Raw genomic sequence first — 19,031 nt, 5'->3', positions numbered from 1 at the left:
CAATGTCCGAAGCGGCAGCGGCCTAACCGGGGCGGAAAACCCCTTAGGCTCCAGACTCATTGAATTTCACAGCCAGAACAAGACGGTTGCAGCGAGGGCGATGGCGGAGAGGAAGACCCTGGGGCATCGATCGTATCGTGTGCTGACACGCCGCCAGTCCTTGAGTCGCCCAAACATGATATCGATGCGGTTGCGTCGTTTGTAGCGCCGCTTGTCGTATTTGACGGCCTTCTTTCGGGACTTCCGGCTGGGGATGCAGGCTTTTATCACCTTGTCTTTCAACGCTTCTCTGAACCAATCGGCATCATAGCATCTATCGGCCAGCAGCCACCCCGCCTTCGGCAGGCTGCCCAGTAGAGCCGCTGCGCCTGTGTAGTCGCTGATCTGCCCCGCGGACATGAAGAACCCGATCGGTCGCCCTTTTGCATCAGCCAGGGCATGCAGCTGTTCATGCCACCTTTGGTGCGCCCGATCTGGCGCGCACGCCCCCCTTTTTTACCCGCAAGCTTGACGCCGTGCGGTGTGCCTTGAGATAGGTCGCATCAATCATGATCGTCTTGTGTTCGGCGCGTTCAGTGGCAAGGCCCGCCATGATCCGCGCAAAGACGCCGTGTTCGTGGCCTCTCTCGAACCAGTGGCGTTCGGCCACTCACCTCCAACGCTTCCAACGGTTGTAGAGGGTCTTCCCCGGGCCATATTCCCTGGGTGCATCGCACCACCTCAATCCATTGCGATTGATGAATATTATTTCGCTCAGGACACGAAGGTCATCAATGCGGGGCTTGCCAGGGTTCTTCGGGAAGAACGGCTTGAGGCGCTCCATCTGGGCGTCAGAAAGCCAGTAAAGGTTGCTCATTGGTCAGGTCTCCTTGCGGAGCCTGAATCACGACAATGGCCTGAAATTAATGGGTCCTTCTCTATTCGGCGGGTTTGGGTCAAGCATCTTCGAGCTATATCCATCTCGCTGGCAATTGATGTCGATCGCGGGCCCTCGCTTCTCTTCGGGATCGGCATATCGGCCCTCCCATCATGGGATCAGAAGAGTAAGGCGGTCCAATCTGACTCGCGTCCTGACAGCGGGCTTGCTGCCGACCCTGGACCCATTGCGAACGCGCCTTACCCGTCGTCCCACGAAGGACATCTTCTCACCAGCGGTGGATCCTTTCTCCTATCCGGTCTCGATCAAATCTCGACTGCACTTTCGCGCGACAACGGAACTCGCTGCCATCGATCCACATTCTGTGCATGATGACGGCAATGCGACGAGCCAAGGCAACGACTGCCTTCTTCAAGCCCGCCCGCCTTGCGATGGTCATGGCCCAGGCTCTCAGCCACGACCACTTCTTCACGCGTGTCAGCATGGACTGAGTTGCCTCATAGAGAAGGCCCCGCATCATGCCGTCGCCGCACAACGAGACGCGGCCGACCCGCTCGCTTTCGCCGGACTGTTTCAGCACCGGGGTTAGCCCCCAGGGCCGGGCCGACAGACCGGGAGCTTCGGAAGCGCGCCGGGATGTCGATCGTGCTGATGAACGCGAGCGCCGTTACAGGGCCAATGCATGGGATTGTCATCAGCCGCCTGCAGGCCGAGTCGTTTCCGGCAATCTCTTCCGGCAATCTCAAGGACTTTACCATGCAGGCGCGAGAAGCTCTCGCGCAGCTTCCGCTTGGCGGCAAGCAGGACGTCGATGAACTCCTCCAGATCGGGCATCTCTTCGGTGAGCTCCTTGATCCGCGCCTCGAACTTCGCCGCACCTACAACGCCGACTTTGAGCCCGAAGTTGCGCAGCAAGCCGCGGATGTCGTTCTCGATCGCGATCGCCTTCTGCTGCAAAAGTTTGCGGGCACGTAGCAGAGCCCGACGCTTCTGGCTCGCCAGCGTCTTCACATGCACCGGACGATACAGGTTGACGCGCATCATCTGGGCAATTCCACGCGCGTCGTTGCAGTCGCTCTTGTTGACTTGCGCCCTTAGGAACGCCTTGGTGTGGCGGGTCTCAACGCAGGTCACCGGCAATCCAGCCTGCGCCAAACCCTCGAACAGCCACTGCGACAATGGGCCAGCTTCGAGCCCGATCCGTTCGATACGGAAACCTGTCTCCGTCAAGGCCTTCGCCAGATCCTCGGGATGGCTGACGACCTTGGTTTCACGGCAAATTCGTCCGGTCTCATCGATGATGCAGATGGCGGTCTCTTTCACCGAAACATCCAATCCGGCATAATGTTTCATGCTGCGCTTCCTCCCTGATGCGTGTGGCTGCTTCACACAGACCACGTTGTACCATCAGCTCGAAGCGCAGCACCTCCACGAACACCGTCGTCGGGAATGGGGCGCAAAGCCGAATACCCCATCTAAACCTAGGTCATGTTGACAAAGGGATTCCGCTGGCCCGCGTCCTGTGATTCAAGATCCTCTCTAGGTGGGAGATATCCTCTCTAGGTGGGAGATGATCTTGGCTCGCAACCCCGGACCCCTGTTGCTGCAAGCAAGAGCTGACTTCCTGTTGTTGGGGGATGTCAAAAAGAGCCTGCGGGCTCATAGCGCTGCCCAACGTGGACTTTGGGCTTGTCGCCCGGAACGAAACGCGGGTGCCATTCGTTCGGCCTGAACCCATCCGCGCCAGCAGGCACGCGAGCATACGGAGGTCGTCATGCACATCACTCTGGACATCAACGGTGACAGTCATCGGCTTGAGTTGGACACCCGAACAACGCTGCTCGACGCCCTGCGGCTGCATCTTGGACTCACGGGCACCAAAAAGGGTTGCGATCACGGACAGTGCGGTGCCTGCACGGTACTGATGGATGGACGACGGGTAAATGCCTGCCTCACTTTGGCCTGCATGGCGCAGGGACGCTCCGTGACAACGATCGAAGGCATGAGCGGCAACGGCAACGGCCTCTCGGCGCTTCAGAGAGCATTTCTGGAGCATGATGGCTTTCAGTGCGGCTATTGCACGCCGGGCCAGATCTGTTCGGCGACCGGCATGCTTGAGGAGCTGCGCGAGGGCTGGCCGAGCCATGCCTCCGCTTCTCTGGACGGACCCTTTCCCCTGAGCCATGCGGAGATCGCGGAGAGGATGAGCGGCAATCTCTGCCGTTGCGCCGCTTATTCCAATATCGTGGACGCCATCCGTGCCGCCGCCGGAGACGCCGACCAGCAGGAGGACGCCGCATGAGGGAATTTGTCTATTCCCGCGCTGATACATTGAAGGGTCTGCCGCCCGACGCGACAATCATCGCCGGCGGCACCAATCTTGTCGATCTGATGAAACATGAGGTCATGACTCCGGGAAAGCTCGTCGACATCACGGGCACGGGACAGGACCGGGTCGAGTGCGACGGTGACGGCCTGCGGATCGGGACACTCGTTCGCAACAGCGACCTTGCCGCCCATCCGGATGTGCGGCGTGACTATCCGGTGCTCACACGCGCGCTTCTCGCCGGTGCCAGTGGCCAGTTGCGCAACATGGCGACCACGGGCGGCAATCTGATGCAGCGTACACGTTGCCCCTATTTCTACGACACCCGTATGGCTTGCAACAAGCGGTCTCCAGGTGCGGGATGTGCCGCGCTTGGAGGCATCACGCGCAACCATGCGATATTGGGAACCAGCCCTCATTGCATCGCCACACACCCCAGCGACATGGCGGTGGCGTTGCTGGCGCTTGATGCCGAGGTCGAAATCGTCGGTCCGTCGCCGCGCCGCGTGCCTCTGGCTGCATTCCACCGCCTGCCCGAAGATACTCCGCATCTGGAGACGGTGCTCCAACCCGGCGAAGCGATTGCCGCCGTGCGCCTGCCTGCGCCGGTTGGCGGAATTCAACGGTATCGAAAGGTCCGGGATCGCGCGTCATTCGCCTTTGCACTCGTGTCGATCGCGGCCATCGCGGTGATGGACGCGGGTCGCATCGGGCGCATCGCGCTCGCCTTTGGCGGTGTCGCTCATAAGCCATGGCGCGACAGATCGGTAGAAAACCTTCTAATAGGCGAGGTCCCGTCGCCTGAACTTTTCTCCCGCGCTGCCGATGCCCTGCTGTCGGAGGCCGAAGGGAAAGGCGCGAATGAATTCAAGATCCCGCTCCTGCGTCGAACGCTGACCGCAGTGCTCCATGAGGTGACGGAGGAAACGCCATGACCAATCACCGCAAGATCGACAGCCCGGACACAGAAAACCGGCTGGATCATATGGCGCAGGGTATACTGGGCCAGCCGCTTGACCGGTTGGAGGGGCCCTTGAAAGTCACCGGCCGCGCAACCTATGCCGCCGAGGCCCGACCCGCCGCATTGCTCCACGGTGTTCTGGTACAGGCGGCCATCCCGAAGGGGAGAGTCCTGGAAGTGGGCGATGCGCCCGGTGCCCTGGCCGTGATCGCCGATCCTCTGTTCCTGCGTTTCGCGGCGCAGGGCATGGATCGGACCGCGCCCAGGTCCGGCCCGGATGACGTGGAGTACATGGGGCAGGCGGTCGCCCTCGTGGTAGCCGAGACGTTGGAGGCCGCTCAGTCCACCGCGCTCAATCTGTCGTTGCGCTACACTGCGGAGGCGGCCGCCTTCGATCCCGAAGCGGTCGATCCGGAGTTTCCCCCGAAGAAGCAAAGCGAAAGCGGTGACCTTGATGCCGCGATGGCCGCGGCGGCCTTCAGCGTGGACGGCGTCTGGCGCACGCCTTCGATGGCGGCCGCGGCGATGGAACCCCACGCCGCGGTGGCGGAATGGCAGGATGACAGGGTCACTATCCGAGCGTCAATGCAGATGCTGTCGTCGAACCGGGCACAGATGGCGGATGCGCTTGGCATCGCTGAGGAGAAGGTCCGGCTGCTGGCACCCTACGTCGGCGGCGGCTTCGGCTCCAAGCTCGGCATCAATGCCGAAGCCGTGGCGGCTGCCGTGGCCGCGCGCGATCTAGGGCGGCCCGTATCGGTGACCATGACCCGTCCCCAGGTCTTCGACCTTTCCCATCGCCGCTCCGAGACACGCCAGCGCATCCTGCTGGCTTGCAATGCGGAGGGCCGGCTGACCGGCATCGGGCATGAGGCGCTGGTCTCGAACCTGCCGGACACCACGTTTTCCGAACCGGTGACGCAGGCCACGCCCTTCACCTATGCCGCGGAAAACCGTCGCATCGTCCACGCTGTCGCACGTGTCCACCGATCAAGCGCGGGGTCGGTACGCGCGCCGGGGGAGGCGGTCGGCGTGACCGCCTTCGAATGCGCCATGGATGAATTGGCCGAGCGTGCGGGCATCGATCCGGTGGAATTTCGCCTTCGTAACATTCCGGATGCGGAACCCGTGTCGGGGCGGCCCTACTCCAGCAACATGCTGGCCGAAACACTCCGTGTCGGCGCCTCGCGGTTCGGCTGGGCCGAACGACGGACCCCGGGAGAGCGACAGGACGGCGAATGGCTGATCGGTATGGGTGTGGCGGCGGCGGTGCGCGTCAATATGCTGATCGAATCCCGTGCGCGCGTCACGCTGGAGCCGCGGGGGACGGCGCTGGTGGAAACCGACATGACCGATATAGGGACCGGCACCTACACGATCCTCGGTCAGCTTGCGGCGGAAATGCTGGGACTTTCGCGCGATCAGGTCAGGGTCGCATTGGGGGACACCGACTTCCCCCCCGCATCCGGATCGGGCGGGTCCTTCGGCGCAGCGTCGAGCGGCACATCGGTCTATCTAGCCTGCGAAGATATCCGGCGACGGATTGCCGCGCGGATGGAGACAGACGAACGTGGACTTACGTTACAGAACGGTCGCGCCCGGGCAGGAAATGTCGAGCGCCCAATTTCCGAACTCATCGACGAGCCGCTCGTTTGCGAAGGTCACGTAGAACCCGGTGCAACCGAGAAGACCGTCCGGCAGGCCACTTGGGGCAGCCATTGGGCGGAGGTCGCCGTCAACCGCTGGACTGGAGAAGTGCGGGTGCGGCGCATGCTGGGAGTATTTGCCTGCGGACGGCTCCTGAATGAAAAAACCGCGCGATCCCAGTGCTTGGGCGGCATGACCTTCGGTATCGGCATGGCGCTGACGGAAGATATGGCGCACGATCATCGCGACGGGCATATCGTGTCTCGTGATCTGGCGGAATACCATGTCCCCTGCCACGCCGACGTCCCCCCGCTGGACGTGGAGTTCCTTGAGGAGCGGGATGCCTTCGTCGGTCCAATGCAAGCCAAGGGTATCGGGGAGCTTGGCATCTGCGGCGCGGGGGCTGCGGTGTTAAACGCCATCCACAATGCCTGCGGCGTTCGGGTCCGGGATTTGCCCGCAACGCCTGAAAAGATCATCGGCGGCTTGGAAGCGCATCTGTGATCTTAAAATGGCGATCGCTCGTCATGAGGGGAGAGGGAAACAGGTCCGGATTGGCTAGGCACAGCTGACCGGTCGCGGATCGGTGCACCCCTCGCAGGCGACGAGCTGTTGCCTTCCGGCTGCTTCGTCCCGTCACGGCGCGCGAGCTTGTGCAGCCCATCGCTTATTCTAGGCGGAGCACACGGGGCTGGCGGGCCCGATGTCTTCTTTTCTGCCCTGCGACCTTCAAGAAGAACCTCCGTCGCCTACCGTTCCGGTCTCCAGTCACATATGTCTCTCCGTTCTCCAGCTTATCCTGCCGCAGGCGACCAAGCGCTTTCTTCCCGCTCTCGCTCAATGCCATGGCTGCGGTCAGCAACAGTCCATAACCCGCATACACAACCATGGAAAACAGGATCGACAGAGCGTCCCGCCCCACATCGAGACCTCCGATATCCGGTCCGTGAGGCTGAGCGTGGCGGGCGCCGCCGCTGCATGATCATCGGTATGGTCATGCGAATGACCCGCCGCCGGCTCCCCGGTGAAATGGACCAGTTCCCACCTTCGTAGAGCTCGGCATGCAGCAGAACCGGCTGGGCGAGTACAAGTTGGAGCAGTGCAGCCGTGCCTGAACTTTGCCGGGAGCATGGGATCAGCATGGCGAGCTTCTACAAATGGCGCTCGAAGTATGGCGGCATGGACGCCTCGATGATGAGCCGGATGAAGGCGCTTGAAGACGAGAACCGGCGGATGAAGCGCATGTTCGCCGATCTGAGCATGCAGGCCGAGTTGCTCAAGGAAGCCCGTGGAAGAAAATGACACGGCCAGCTCAAAGCCGCGAGCTGGCCCAGAAGGCAGTGTCGGCGACGGGGCTCCGCATCGCGCTGGCCTGCCGGGCCTTTGGGTCAAGCCGAGACCTGCTTTCGCTACAGCCCGAAGCGCGATGCCGAGAACGAAGTTCATCGCCGACCTGCCGGGAGGGCTGACCAGGGCGCACCGGACCCGGGGTTTCGGGCTATGCTTCCTGCACATGCGCAACGTCCAGCGGCACCCGTGGAACCATAAGCGCGTCCACCGGCTCTACTGCGAGCTGGAACTGAACCTTCGGTTCAAGCCCCGCCGGAGGATCAAGCGCGACAAACCGGAAGAGCTCAGCGTCCCTGACGCGCCGAACACGGTCTGGTCGATGGACTTCATGGCCGATCGTTTGGCCGATGGCCGCCAGTTCCGGCTCTCGAATGTGCTGGACGATTTCAACCGTGAAGGCCTGGGCATCGAAGCCGACTTCTCGCTCCCGGCTGAGCGGGTGGTCCGGTCGCTGAACCAGATCATCGAGTGGCGCGGGAAGCCCCTCGCAATAAGGGTCGACAATGGCCCGGAATACATCAGTTCGACGCTGATGATCTGGGCCGAGAAGCAGGGCATTGCCCTCAACCACATCCAGCCCGGAAAGCCCCAGCAGAACGCTTATGTTGAACGATACAACAGAACGGTCCGGCATGAATGGGTGGACCTCTACATCTTTGAAACCATCGAAGAGACGCAGGAGATCGCAACCGACTGGCTCTGGACTTACAACAATGAGCGCCCCAACATGGGCATCGGCGGGGTCACACCTGCCCAGAAACTGAAGATGGCTGCCTGAAGTCTACTTCTGCACCCCGTTAAAACGGGGAGGATTACCCTTTGTCCTGCGCTCGCCGCATTTCATGTCCGTCCCGCTGGTGGCCTCATCCGAACTGATCTGCGTCGTGCCGCTTGCCGTCGGGCGGGCCTGTGACCGGATCGCCCCCCTGAAGCTCGTCCCACCGTCGCTCGACATCCCGGTCATCGACCTCAAGCAGTTCTGGCACCGTCGGCTGCATGCCGATCCGGGTGTCGTATGGGTGCGCGGGCTGATCGCCCGACTGTATCTGAATCGCGACCCCTCGACAGATATGCAATCTCTTCAGTCTGGGATGAAGCCGCGGGACGGTGGGATTGGAAGTACCGGCTGACCGCTGGTCGTCAGCTGGGGGCGCTTCGCCCGCGGCGGTCGCGCCGCTGCGGGGGTGCTGCTTCACGTGCGAAGCCCCCACCGATGTCTCCACCGACGCCCCCCGGCCGCTAGTAGGAGAACGCGCCGGTCTTGCGGGTGCGCCGAGCCTCCGGTCATATCCGCGGTTGACGGCGGCCTCACCGGGGGAGGCCGGAACCGGGCGACCGGTGGATCGCCTCAGATGGTCGCCGAACCCCGGCAGCTCCAGACCGGCATAGGCGCCCGGTTAGAACAGTCCTCAGCCATACAGTTTCGCGCCGGTGAACTCCTGAACTTCCACCCTGCTGTTGCCTGGAGCAAGCTCAATGATCCCAAAGCCTTCGGGTAGAACTTCCAGCACCGCAAGGTCGGTATAGACTCGCGACACAACGCCCAGCCCCGTGAGAGGATAGCTGCATCGCTCCAGCAGCTTCGGGGCACCGGCACGGTCCACATGCCGCATGATGACGTAGATGTTCGGCACACCGACAACCAGGTCCATCGCACCGCCGACCGCAGGCGGAAAGCTCTGGTCAAGCGTCGCCCAGTTGGCCAGATCGCCATTCTGCGCCACCTGATAGGCGCCCAAAACCGCAATATCCAGATGTCCGCCCCGCATCATGGCAAAGCTGGTGGAATGGTCGAAAAAGGCCGAGCCGGGGATCGTGCTGACAAACTTCTTCGAGGCGTCGATCAGGTCGGGATCCTCCATGCCCGGCGCCGGCTGCGGGCCGACTCCAAGCAGGCCGTTTTCGGTCTGGTACATCACCTCGCGCCCCTCCGGCACGAAATGCGCCACGCGGTTGGGCATGCCGATCCCGAGGTTCACATAGGCCCCGTCGGGGATGTCCTGCGCCAGACGGCGCGCGATATCGTTATCCGACAGCCGGTTCATGCCTGCACCCCGCCCTGCGCCATACTGGCAGTGACGGAGGAGACGAAGATACCGGGCGTCACCACGGTTTCGGGCGGCAACGGTTCGTCCATCACCTCGCGCGCCTCAACGATCGTGTGACGGGCGGCCATTGCCATGAGCGGGTTGAAGTTCCGCGCCGTCGCCCGGTAGCGCAGGTTGCCCCAGCGGTCTGCGGCATCCGCGCGGATCAGCGCGAAATCGGCGGAAAGCGGCGTCTCGAACACGTGCCCTTTGCCGTTGATCATCCTCACCTCCTTGCCCTCGGCCAGCAGGGTGCCATAGCCCGTGGGGGTGAAGAAGCCGCCCAGACCGGCCCCCGCCGTGCGGATACGTTCCGCCAATGTGCCTTGGGGAACGATCTCCAGCGCCACTTCTCCCGCCTCGTACCTCCGTTCGAACCAGATCGAGCCGGGAGAGCGGGGATAGGAACAGATCACCTTGGCCACGCGGCCTCCCTTCAGCAATGCCGAGATGCCCTCCTCGCCCGCACCGGCATTGTTCGAGATCAGCGTGAGGTCCCGCGCGCCGTTCTCCAGAAGCGCTTCGATCAGCCCGAAAGGAACCCCGGCGGAGCCGAAGCCGCCGATCATCACCGAAGCGCCGTCCTGTATCGCTGCCACGGCGACATCCAGACCAGGAACACGTTTATCGATCATTCCCCCGGCTCCACCATTTTCACCGTCATCTCCTCCCGGTCGAGCGGCTGCACCAGCGTCATTGCTACGACGCCCGCCACCATCAGGAAACCGAGTATCATCGAATAGAACTCCGGCAACAGTATGAGGATGCCTGCCACCCCGAGCGCAACCCGCGCAAGAGGGCGCAGTCGCCCGGCGCGGTAGAGCCAGCCTTCCATCGCGGCCGTCATGGCCCAGATGGCGATCACGCTGAGGCAGATGGATCTGGCGATCGTCAGCGCCCCTCCCTGCATGATCAATCCGGTGTCGTAGACAAAGATGAACGGCAGGATGAACAGGATGCCGCCAAGGCGCATGGAGTAGAAGCCGGTCTTCATCGCCGGCGCCTTGGCGATATTCGCAGCCGTGATCGCCGCAAGCGCAACCGGTGGGGTGATATAGCTCAGCATGCCCCAGTAAAGGATGAACAGGTGGCTGGCGAGCGGATCCATCCCGGCCGCGATAAGCGCGGGAGCAAGCAGGATCGACAGGAAGATGTAGCAGGCGCTTACCGTCATGCCCATGCCAAGGATGAAGCTGGTGGCAGCCCCGGCGATCAGCATCAACGGCACGCTGCCGTTGGCGTAGAGCAGCAGCTCCCGAGAGAAGGCCCCTGCCACGCCGCTGTAGGACAGCCCGCCCACGATCAGCCCTATCCCGGCGAGCACCGCGACCAGTCCGGCAATCCCGCTGGTGATATCGAGAAGCAGCAGCTTGGCGCGGGCCAGCGTGATCCTTGTCCGCTTGCGGAAGGCGGTGGCGATCAGCAGCACCGCCGAGGCCGCATAGGGCGAATAGACCTCCTGCCGCAACCCCATGAGCACGTATATCAGCACGACCAAAGCCAGCAGATAGGGCCAACCACGCAAGAGAGTCGGGCCGAGCTTCGGGATCTCGCCCTCCGCCGCGCCTTTCAGCCCGTGACGCGCGGCATACATGTCCACCTGAAAAAGCAGCGCGAGATAGAAAAGCACGGCGGGGATCAGCGCCGCCAATGCGATATCGGCATAGGGTACGCCGAGAAACGATGCCATGATGAAGGCCACCGTTCCCATGACAGGCGGCATCAGCGTGGCTCCGGTGGAAGCGCAGCTTTCGATCGCCGCGGCATAGACCGCCGGATATCCCGTCTTTTTCATCGTCGGGATCGAGAAAGGTCCGATCGTGAGAATATTGGAAATCACGCTGCCGGAAAGGGATCCCAGAATCCCGCTTCCCAGCACGGCGACCTTGGCCGGGCCGCCCCGGCTCCGCCCGAGCAGCGCCGCCGCGAGATCCATGAAGAACTCCGACCCCCGGGTCACCGTCAGAACGGAGCCGAAGATTACGAAGCCGATCACCAGCTCCGCCACCACCTGCATGGGAATGCCGATGATGCTTTCCACCCCCATGGCATGGACGCGGAAGGTGCCCATCAGGCTGTACTCCGTCCCCCACAGGAAGCCCGGCATGTAGTCCGCGAATATCGGATAGGCACCGAAGAACAATGCCGTCCCGAGCAGGATCAACCCCCCCGCCCGGCGCACACCCTCCAGCGCCACCAGCACCAGCCCGACGGAGGCGATGTTTGCGGCCAGCGGCGCCTCGAACTCCCAGCCATTGGTGATGATCTGCAAACCGTTCATGCCCAGATAGGCACCGCAGGCCAGCGTGATCGCAACAAGCACCCAATCATACCATCGGGTCGCCGTATCGCCTTTGCGAGCGGGGGTGACGATGAACGCGACCGACAGGAAGATGCCGATCAGATAGTAGAGATAGCTGTTCCCCAGCGGCTGAAAACCGAAGAGGTTGAGCAGAAATACCTGATTGATCGCCATGACGAGGCCCACCGCGCCAAGCACCATCGCGACGATCCGGGCCCACCCGGTCGGCCGGGTATTTCCGCTTTCGGCGATTTCGATGCTGTGGTGAGGGGTCTGCTCCGGCGCTTCGCTTTGTCTGGGCATGCGAACTCTCCTGCGAGGGGAATCGCAGCGGCGCGTAACGTGGGACGCGCCGCCGATGCTTCTCCGATCAGTTGCTCAGGGCAGTCACGACTTCAGCCCGGCGCTTGAGCCAGGCGTCCGCGAACTCCCCGGCCGCCATATCCTTGTGCTCCGGCAGGAAGGTGGCCCAAGCGGCGGTGAGCGCATTCATCCGCGCAAGACGCTGGTCGTTCCACTTCTGGTTTTCTTCGGTCCAGATGCCCTTTTCGCGCAGGTATCGGATCGCGCCCTCATGGAAGGGAATATCGACAGGCGGCTGCCCCGAGATGTGCAGATCCCACCGGTTCATCGTCGCCGTGGCGTCCTTGTACGTGCCGAAGGTCTCATCCAGCGCCTTGATAAAGGCATAGACCTCATCATCCGACTTTTCGGCCAGAGAGACGATGACAGGATACCGGTAGGACGTCATCCAGACCTTCTCGCCGTCCTTGAGACCTGCGGCGATGCTCTCCTCGAACGGTCCCATCATGGGCGAGACCTCCTTCAGCCGCGCCCAGCCCTCGGCATTGGAAGGATCGACCGCAACCCAGTGCAGGCCGCGCGGCGACTCTGCGAGTTCGTAGAGCTGGCTGACCGTGGCAGTGGTGCAGGTGGCATCGGACTCCCCCTTGGTCATCGAGGCCATTGCCGCCGAATAGGTCGGGAACATCACGACCTTCACGTCATCGAGCGTGAGATTGCCGAAGGCAAGAATACCCTCGCATTTGGTGTTGATGGACGGATTGCCCGCCACCAGCGCGATCCGCTTGCCCTTTGCGTCGCTGACGGTCTCGATCCCCGCATCCGCCGCCGCGACCATGGAAAAGGAAGCGGGTCGTCCCGCGACGGTGCGCAGGCTCCGCGGTCCCCATTCAGGCGTTGCGAAATCGTATATTCCTTCGGATATAAAGAACGATTCCGTCGACAGGAAACCAAAATCCGCCCTCCCCATCAGCACCGGCTGCAACCTGCCGATACCGCTGCCAGAGGGCTGGATCCTTACCTTCGTGCCGTATTTCTGTCCAAGCGCATCCGCGATGGCGGAGGCTTCGGAATAGCCGGCGGACCCCACGTCGTAGGATGACCAGATCATCGTCCGCGGCAACTCCTGAGCCGAGGCTGCCGCGGCAAGAGCCAACGGGACAAGCGCAGACAACCCGCTGCGCAGGACGCGCAGAACCGGTGAATCGTTCATTTTGATTTCCCCCCAAAATGAGCGGGACACGCAGGTGCAGGACGCGGCGCAACCCCCCTCGATCTCCTCCACTTGCCACGCTGTCCTGTCCGCACCTATGTTTCAAGTGCATTGAAGACATAACTGCTATAAGGAATCGGCATCTTGGACATGCGTCAGCTTCGCAGCTTTGTGCAGATCGTCGAACTTGGCAGCATTACCGCTGCGGCAGAGCGGTTGCAGATTGCTCAACCCGCTCTAAGCCGGCAGGTTCAGGCGCTGGAGGATGAGTTGGGCGTACGCCTGCTTAGCCGGCACGGACGCGGGGTCATAGCCACGGAAGAAGGGCAGACGCTTGCAGATCGCGCACGCAAGGTGCTGGAAGACGTAGAACTCATGGTGCAGGACATAACCGCACGTGATCACCGGTTGCGGGGGACCATCACGCTGGGTCTGCCGCCAACCGTTGCAGAGGTTCTTGCCACTCCGCTGGTGGCTGACACCCTCCGGCTTTACCCGGAGGTCAAGCTGCGTATCACCACCGGCTTTTCAGGGCATGTTCAGGACTGGCTTCAACGCGGTACCATCGACATAGGCCTGACCTATCAGGGCGCAAAGGTTCCGCTGGTGAGGGTGCAGCCCCTGCTCATGGAGCGACTGTTCCTGATCCAGCCACCGGGAAGCCCGCAGGCGCCGATTTCGCTGCGGGAAGCCCTCGCCGCGACAACGATCCTGCCCAGCCCTGACCACGGGCTGCGCAAGCTGATTGACCAGGCAGCACTGCAGAATGGCGTGCCGCTCAACATCGCTCTGGAGATAGACATCCTGCCCACCCTCCTCGCTTTCGTGGAGCGCGGAGCCGGCAGCACGGTCCTTCCGCTGGTCAGCGTCTTCCCACTTGTGCAGGCCGGACGCCTCGTGGCCCGGCCGATAGAGGAGCCGGCCCTCGGCCGTATGCTCGTGATCTGGACGTCGCTGAACCGGCAACCCAGCCGCCTCATGAGACCGTTCACCGAGATGCTGAACAACACCGTCCGCGACCTTGTCACCTCCGGCGAGTGGCCGGGCACCACTCTCTGACGACGGACATCGACGACGGACATCGGCATGCGTGACCTCATCTCCACGGTGAGGCCATCAGGGCGTTCGCTCTCCACGCGAGACTAGACCGGATCCCAGGAGAAAACCTCGGGGCTGCGTTCTGCGGCAACCAACCCGCCCCGCATCGCGGGCATGGCGCGTTCGGCAATGGTTTCCGGCGTCCAGCCGTCGGCAGAATGGACGCTTCGCACGGGCCGCATCGCACTGAACAGGAAGAGTTCGTTCATCCGGCTGGCAAACACCTGTCCCGTGACCCCTTCCGCGGCTGCAGAGGCGAGAAAGACTACAAGCGGCGCGTTCGTCTCCGGCGTCATCAGCTTCATGCGATCAACCCGCACCTGCTGCTCCGGGCTGTCCACACGGATGGAGGACGTCATCCTGCTCCAGGCGAAAGGGGCCACGCAGTTGGAGCGCACACCGAACCGCGCCATGTCCAGAGAGATGGACCGTGACAGGCCGACGATGCCCAGCTTGGCGGCGGAATAATTCGCCTGTCCGAAATTGCCGATCAGTCCCGACGTGCTGGTCATATGCACATAGGCGCCGCTTCCCTGCATCCGAAAGGGCTCCGCAGCAGCACGGCTCATGTAGAAGCTGCCGTTCAGATGGACGCTTATGACAGCCTCCCAGTCCGCGGGCTCCATCTTGTAGAAGATGACGTCCCGCAGAATGCCCGCATTGTTGACCACCACGTCAAGCCGTCCGAAATGATCCATCGCCATTTCAACCGTGCGCCGTGCCGCGGCCCATTCCGACACGCTCTCGGTGCTGATGATCGCCGCGCCGCCCATGGCCTCGATCATCGCCTTCGTCTCCTCCGCCGGCGTGGAGGAGCGCTCGCCGGTGCCGCCCAGCGAGACGCCGATATCGTTGATGACAACTTTCGCGCCTGCGCGGGCAAATTCGAGCGCGATGCCACGCCCGATTCCGCCGCCTGCGCCCGTGACGATCGCAACCTTGTCGCGCAATCCCAGATCCACCGTCATCGCCTTTTCCTCCCTCTTCCAGCGGTCAATCTCAACGATCGGGGCCGAGCACCTGTCGGGCCACGATGTTCTTCCGTATCTTCGACAGTCTCGGTAGTTCGAACCGGACCGCTGGCGGGAAAACCGCTGCGGCTTCCGGAAGCCGCCTCAAAAGATCGCTACCGGCTCCATGATCCAGTCTCTGGTCGTCCCATGAAGGCCGACCGGTCGATCTTCGGCAGGGAGGGATGCGGCCCCGCGCCTCGCTCTGCTGCAAAAGATCCGCAAACGGAGCAGAGATGGCCACGTGACCCTGCGCCATTCCCCGGGCAAGGTCGCGGCTACCGCCCGCCGTGACAATCGGCCGACCGGACCGGTGACCGACCGGGCCTTGGGCCTGTTGGCCCGCATCGTCGTCAATCGCCTTTGCCGAGAAGCTCCCAGCGCGCCGCATATTGGCGATCTCCGGCGCAAGACCCGCAACCGCGGTGATGCCATGAACACCACACTCGGCTGAGCCACGACCCCGAAACCGCCGAAGCTCACCGCAAAACCCTCCCGCCGTGGAGGAGGAGCCGGGCGTACACGCCGCGCGCGCCTCAAGACTGCCGCGGGTCATCAGCCGGTCGTCATCGGTCATTCCTCTCCGTCTTCCATACCGTCTTCCGTGATCTCGACCACAGCATCCAGCGCCCAGGCGCCATCGGGCCGGGCGAGCACGGGATTGAGATCGACGGAGAGAAGCCGAGGCCCCGCGGCCACCGCAAAGACAGACAGGCGCGACAGGAGCGCCGCCAGCGCATCCAGATCGACCGGAGACCGGTTGCGGGCGCCGGTCAGCAAAGGTGCGGAGCGGATAGAGAGGATCATCTCCCGCGCCGTAGACTCGTCAAAAGGACAGGGGCGCAGCACGATATCATTAAGAACCTCCACAAAGATACCGCCCAGCCCAAAGGCCGCCACGGGGCCGAAAGTGGGATCCCGGTTGATACCCATGAAGCATTCGACGCCGCCCGTAAGCTGCCGCGCGACCAGCATCCCCGTGACCCGCGCAGCGGGGGCGGCGCGACCGACATCGGAGAGAATGCCGTAATAGCCTTCTCGCACCGCCTCGCCGTCGGCGAGACCGAGCCGCACGCCGCCGATATCGGATTTGTGAAGGATATCGGGCGAGACGATCTTCAGAACCACCGGAAATCCCAGGTCATCCGCGGCCGCCATCGCCTCTTCGGCAGAACTGACGATCCGCTCCGGCGCGGCGGGAATGCCGGCGGCGGTCAGGATACGCTTGGCTTCATGCTCATCCGGCGTATGACCGGGAAGCGTGATCTCCGGAAGGGAAGGCAGGGCTTGGGTTTGCGGCCCGCGCATCTCCCCGACCCGCCCCATTGCGGCGATGGCCCTGACCGCCCGTCCCGGATCGGCAAAGCAGAGATAACCCGCGTCCTCATAGGCCCGGCGGACCTCCTCCGGTCCCAGTAGGCAGAGGGCGAGCAGCCGGTCCGGGAAGTCCGCGCGGATCCGGCGCAATGTTTCGAGCAGACGGGGCGCAAGCGACGCTCCGCCGGCAACATAGGTCAGAAAACACAGCACCGAACGATAGCCGCCGTCCTGCAAGGCCGAGCGGGTGAAGGTCTCGAACAGCGAAAGATCGTTCAGCGCCTGTGCGGTGCAGTCGAGCGGGTTGCCCGGCGCGCCATAGGGCAGCACTTCCCGAAGGCGGTCTTGCGCGGCGCCCGGCATCGGCGGCATCGGAAGGCCTGCCAGTTCTGCCTCGTCGGCAGCAACGATACCTGCCCCGCCGCTTATCGTGATGATCCCGAGCGTATTATCACGCGGAAAGACACGCGCCCGCGCCGCATAGGCGAAATCCAGCATCTCGTCGGTATCACGGACCCGGATCACGCCGTGATCCGCCAGAACCGCCTCGGCTACTGCGTCATCACCCGCAAGAGAAGCGGTATGCGAGGCCGCAGCCGAGGCGCCCAGCTGACTGCGCCCCGATTTCAGCATGAAGACCGGCTTGCCGGCAGCGCGCGCGGCATCGAGTGCTGCCAGCAGGCGCTCGGGATCGTTGAAGCCCTCCTGATAGGCGCAGATGACATCGACCGCATCACTGCCTGCCATCCAGCCTACGGCGTCGGCCACCGTCACATCCGCTTCGTTGCCGGTGGTGATGAGCACCGAGGCGCCGATGCCGCGTTCCCGTGCGAGAACGGAGAGATGCGCCCCGAATGCTCCCGACTGGCTGGCGATGCCGACCCGGCCCGGCAGCGGCAAGGCGAGCTCCAGCGAGGAGGAGAAGGTTCCGAAGTATCCCGTCGCGAGGTTGTAAACGCCAAGCGTGTTCGGGCCAAGCACACGCATCCCATGACGACCGGCAATGGCGAGCACCTCCTCCTGCGCGCGCCGGCCCGCCTCTCCGGTTTCGGCAAACCCTGCAGAGAACAGCGTGACGGCCCGGCAGCCGCGCCGCCCGAGCGCCTCCACCACGCCGGGCGCATGCTGGGCTGCGACAGCGACGATCCCGGCCTCCGGCGTCTCGGGGAGGGAGGCGACATCGGGGTGGCAGACCAGCCCCTGCACCATGCTCCGTCCGGAATTCACCGGAAGCAGCCGCCCCTGATACCCCGCCTGAAGCATCGCCGCGATCGGCCGCCCGCCGATCCGTGTCGGGTCGTCCGAGGCCCCGATGATAGCGACGGAGCGAGGCGACAATAACGAGTCGAGCGTGGCAAAATCATATTTCATCGCAAGATCGCGCATGGTCACACCACCGCTTCCGACCCAAGGAAGGCGGTCACCTGGCTGGAGAGCGTTCCGCCATTTCCGTGCAGCAGGGCGATATCGGCGCGCTCAAGCTGCCGTTCGCCCGCCTCGCGCCGGATCTGCGCGACGCTCTCCGCGATCAGGAACATGCCGTACATGCCCGGATGCACGCAGGACAACCCGCCGCCATTGGTGTTCACCGCAAGCTCCCCGCCCGGGGCGATACGCCCGTCCTGCACAAAACGCCCGCCCTCCCCCTTGGGACAGAAGCCGAGATCTTCGAGAAACAGGATCGTGTTGATGGTGAAGGCGTCATAGAGCATCAGCAGATCGACATCAGACCGATCCACCCCTGCCATCTCGAACGCCCGCGGCCCGCTGTCCGAGGCTGCGGTCACCGTCAAGTCCGGCATGGACTGGATCGAACGGTGCCAGCTCGCGCCCGCTGCTCCGAGAAAATACACCGGCGGTTTCGGAAAGTCCTTTGCCCGCTCGGCCCGGACAAGGATGCAAGCCGCCGCGCCATCCGTCACGAGACAGCAGTCCCCCGTGCTGAGGGGATCGCTGACCATGCGCTTGGCCAGCACGTCCTCGCGGCTGAGCGGACCCTGCGCGAAGGCTTCGGGATTCATGTTGGCCCAGCCTCGCGCCGCCACGGCGACATCGGCAAGCATCTCCCGCGTCGTTCCGAACTGGTGCATGTGTCGGCTCGTCGCGAGCGCATAGGCGGTGATCGGATGGCGCGGGTGGTACGGGCTTTCATGCCACTGGGGTTCGGACATAGACACCAGCCGCCCGCCCGCCGTGCGCTGATTGGAGCCGTAACAGATCAGCGCCGCTTCGCAGAGCCCGGCCTCCAGAGCGAGCGAGGCTTGCAGCAGGTGCATCTCGAAGCTCGATCCGCCGACATTCGTCCCGTCGAAATACTTCGGCTTCAACCCGAGATATTCCGACACGCTCAGGGTGGGAAAGGCGTGACTGCTGGTTGCGGCAAAGACCGCATCGATATCGGCGAGCCGCATGCCCGCATCCGCCAGGGCAGCGTGGACGGATTGGCCGAGCAATTCCATCGCCGAATAGCCCGGCGCCTCACCCAGCCCGGCGGCGCCCATGCCCACGATAGCGGTCTTGCCCCGGAGAGAATGTGCCAT

At 63.3% G+C, this 19,031-nt stretch carries 13 protein-coding genes and 3 pseudogenes; 7 read left to right on the top strand and 9 right to left on the bottom strand.

What is annotated here, in order from left to right:
- Window positions 1-66: 66 nt before the first annotated feature.
- A pseudogene (locus CG51_RS19520) lies at window positions 67-856 on the bottom strand (IS5 family transposase).
- A 289-nt stretch (window positions 857-1,145) separates the two neighbouring features.
- Window positions 1,146-2,230 (bottom strand): annotated as a pseudogene (locus CG51_RS09805) (IS110 family RNA-guided transposase).
- 421 nt (window positions 2,231-2,651) lie between these two features.
- On the opposite strand from CG51_RS09805, the gene CG51_RS09800 reads away from it, so the two are divergent.
- From CG51_RS09800 to CG51_RS09770, 5 genes and pseudogenes are all read left to right on the top strand, one after another.
- Window positions 2,652-3,179: a 2Fe-2S iron-sulfur cluster-binding protein gene (locus CG51_RS09800; RefSeq protein ID WP_051930358.1), complete on the top strand. Its 528-nt coding sequence runs from the start codon at window positions 2,652-2,654 to the stop codon at window positions 3,177-3,179.
- Window positions 3,176-4,138: an FAD binding domain-containing protein gene (locus CG51_RS09795; protein ID WP_035744386.1), complete on the top strand. Its 963-nt coding sequence runs from the start codon at window positions 3,176-3,178 to the stop codon at window positions 4,136-4,138. The genes CG51_RS09800 and CG51_RS09795 overlap by 4 nt, the downstream gene beginning before the upstream one ends.
- Entirely contained in the window at window positions 4,135-6,315 is a 2,181-nt protein-coding gene (locus CG51_RS09790; protein WP_035744382.1) for a xanthine dehydrogenase family protein molybdopterin-binding subunit, read from the top strand. The genes CG51_RS09795 and CG51_RS09790 overlap by 4 nt, the downstream gene beginning before the upstream one ends.
- A 603-nt stretch (window positions 6,316-6,918) precedes the next feature.
- A pseudogene (locus CG51_RS09775) lies at window positions 6,919-7,939 on the top strand (IS3 family transposase); the annotation flags it as partial.
- A gap of 64 nt (window positions 7,940-8,003) precedes the next feature.
- Window positions 8,004-8,291, top strand: coding sequence for a type 2 periplasmic-binding domain-containing protein (locus CG51_RS09770; protein ID WP_035744374.1), 288 nt, complete (start codon window positions 8,004-8,006; stop codon window positions 8,289-8,291).
- 279 nt (window positions 8,292-8,570) lie between these two features.
- On the opposite strand, the gene CG51_RS09765 is transcribed toward CG51_RS09770, so the two are convergent.
- The 4 genes from CG51_RS09765 to CG51_RS09750 all read right to left on the bottom strand — a co-directional run bounded on the left by CG51_RS09765 (window position 8,571) and on the right by CG51_RS09750 (window position 13,066).
- Window positions 8,571-9,206: a 3-oxoacid CoA-transferase subunit B gene (locus tag CG51_RS09765; RefSeq protein ID WP_035744371.1), complete on the bottom strand. Its 636-nt coding sequence runs from the start codon at window positions 9,204-9,206 to the stop codon at window positions 8,571-8,573.
- Window positions 9,203-9,883, bottom strand: a complete 681-nt coding sequence (locus tag CG51_RS09760) for a 3-oxoacid CoA-transferase subunit A (RefSeq protein ID WP_035744369.1) — start codon at window positions 9,881-9,883, stop codon at window positions 9,203-9,205. The genes CG51_RS09765 and CG51_RS09760 overlap by 4 nt, the downstream gene beginning before the upstream one ends.
- Window positions 9,880-11,853 (bottom strand): TRAP transporter permease, encoded by a 1,974-nt coding sequence (locus CG51_RS09755; protein WP_198947657.1) that lies wholly within the window; start codon window positions 11,851-11,853, stop codon window positions 9,880-9,882. The genes CG51_RS09760 and CG51_RS09755 overlap by 4 nt, the downstream gene beginning before the upstream one ends.
- A 67-nt stretch (window positions 11,854-11,920) precedes the next feature.
- Window positions 11,921-13,066, bottom strand: a complete 1,146-nt coding sequence (locus CG51_RS09750; protein WP_035744365.1) for a TAXI family TRAP transporter solute-binding subunit — start codon at window positions 13,064-13,066, stop codon at window positions 11,921-11,923.
- A gap of 150 nt (window positions 13,067-13,216) precedes the next feature.
- Here CG51_RS09750 and CG51_RS09745 point away from each other — a divergent pair, with 150 nt between their 5' ends.
- Window positions 13,217-14,125, top strand: a complete 909-nt coding sequence (locus CG51_RS09745; RefSeq protein ID WP_051930355.1) for a LysR family transcriptional regulator — start codon at window positions 13,217-13,219, stop codon at window positions 14,123-14,125.
- A gap of 83 nt (window positions 14,126-14,208) precedes the next feature.
- Here CG51_RS09745 and CG51_RS09740 read toward each other — a convergent pair whose 3' ends face one another.
- Window positions 14,209-15,132 (bottom strand): SDR family NAD(P)-dependent oxidoreductase, encoded by a 924-nt coding sequence (locus CG51_RS09740; RefSeq protein ID WP_035744360.1) that lies wholly within the window; start codon window positions 15,130-15,132, stop codon window positions 14,209-14,211.
- A 286-nt stretch (window positions 15,133-15,418) separates the two neighbouring features.
- On the opposite strand from CG51_RS09740, the gene CG51_RS20025 reads away from it, so the two are divergent.
- Window positions 15,419-15,628 carry a hypothetical protein gene (locus CG51_RS20025; protein ID WP_143412988.1) on the top strand — a complete coding sequence of 70 codons (210 nt, stop codon included), beginning with the start codon at window positions 15,419-15,421 and terminating at the stop codon, window positions 15,626-15,628.
- Between the two features lie 119 nt (window positions 15,629-15,747).
- Here CG51_RS20025 and CG51_RS09730 read toward each other — a convergent pair whose 3' ends face one another.
- Both CG51_RS09730 and CG51_RS09725 read right to left on the bottom strand, forming a co-directional pair.
- The gene (locus CG51_RS09730; RefSeq protein ID WP_233141227.1) at window positions 15,748-17,877 is read right to left on the bottom strand and encodes an acetate--CoA ligase family protein; all 2,130 of its coding nucleotides are present in this window, start codon (window positions 17,875-17,877) and stop codon (window positions 15,748-15,750) included.
- A gap of 2 nt (window positions 17,878-17,879) precedes the next feature.
- The gene (locus CG51_RS09725) at window positions 17,880-19,031 is read right to left on the bottom strand and encodes a thiolase (protein ID WP_035744353.1); all 1,152 of its coding nucleotides are present in this window, start codon (window positions 19,029-19,031) and stop codon (window positions 17,880-17,882) included.

It is taken from the genome of Haematobacter missouriensis (assembly GCF_000740775.1).
Classification (GTDB): Bacteria; Pseudomonadota; Alphaproteobacteria; order Rhodobacterales; family Rhodobacteraceae; genus Haematobacter; species Haematobacter missouriensis.
The sequence above is the reverse complement of the archived record's forward strand: the minus strand, read 5'-3'. Positions and strand labels throughout refer to the sequence as shown.

Bases quoted from the DNA above. Each gene is read 5' to 3' on its own strand.
- CG51_RS09800 (WP_051930358.1), top strand. From the start codon at position 2,652: ATGCACATCACTCTGGACATCAACGGTGACAGTCATCGGCTTGAGTTG.
- CG51_RS09795 (WP_035744386.1), top strand. From the start codon at position 3,176: ATGAGGGAATTTGTCTATTCCCGCGCTGATACATTGAAGGGTCTGCCG.
- CG51_RS09790 (WP_035744382.1), top strand. From the start codon at position 4,135: ATGACCAATCACCGCAAGATCGACAGCCCGGACACAGAAAACCGGCTG.
- CG51_RS09770 (WP_035744374.1), top strand. From the start codon at position 8,004: ATGTCCGTCCCGCTGGTGGCCTCATCCGAACTGATCTGCGTCGTGCCG.
- CG51_RS09765 (WP_035744371.1), bottom strand. From the start codon at position 9,206: ATGAACCGGCTGTCGGATAACGATATCGCGCGCCGTCTGGCGCAGGAC.
- CG51_RS09760 (WP_035744369.1), bottom strand. From the start codon at position 9,883: ATGATCGATAAACGTGTTCCTGGTCTGGATGTCGCCGTGGCAGCGATA.
- CG51_RS09755 (WP_198947657.1), bottom strand. From the start codon at position 11,853: ATGCCCAGACAAAGCGAAGCGCCGGAGCAGACCCCTCACCACAGCATC.
- CG51_RS09750 (WP_035744365.1), bottom strand. From the start codon at position 13,066: ATGAACGATTCACCGGTTCTGCGCGTCCTGCGCAGCGGGTTGTCTGCG.
- CG51_RS09745 (WP_051930355.1), top strand. From the start codon at position 13,217: ATGCGTCAGCTTCGCAGCTTTGTGCAGATCGTCGAACTTGGCAGCATT.
- CG51_RS09740 (WP_035744360.1), bottom strand. From the start codon at position 15,132: ATGACGGTGGATCTGGGATTGCGCGACAAGGTTGCGATCGTCACGGGC.
- CG51_RS09730 (WP_233141227.1), bottom strand. From the start codon at position 17,877: ATGCGCGATCTTGCGATGAAATATGATTTTGCCACGCTCGACTCGTTA.
- CG51_RS09725 (WP_035744353.1), bottom strand. From the start codon at position 19,031: ATGGCACATTCTCTCCGGGGCAAGACCGCTATCGTGGGCATGGGCGCC.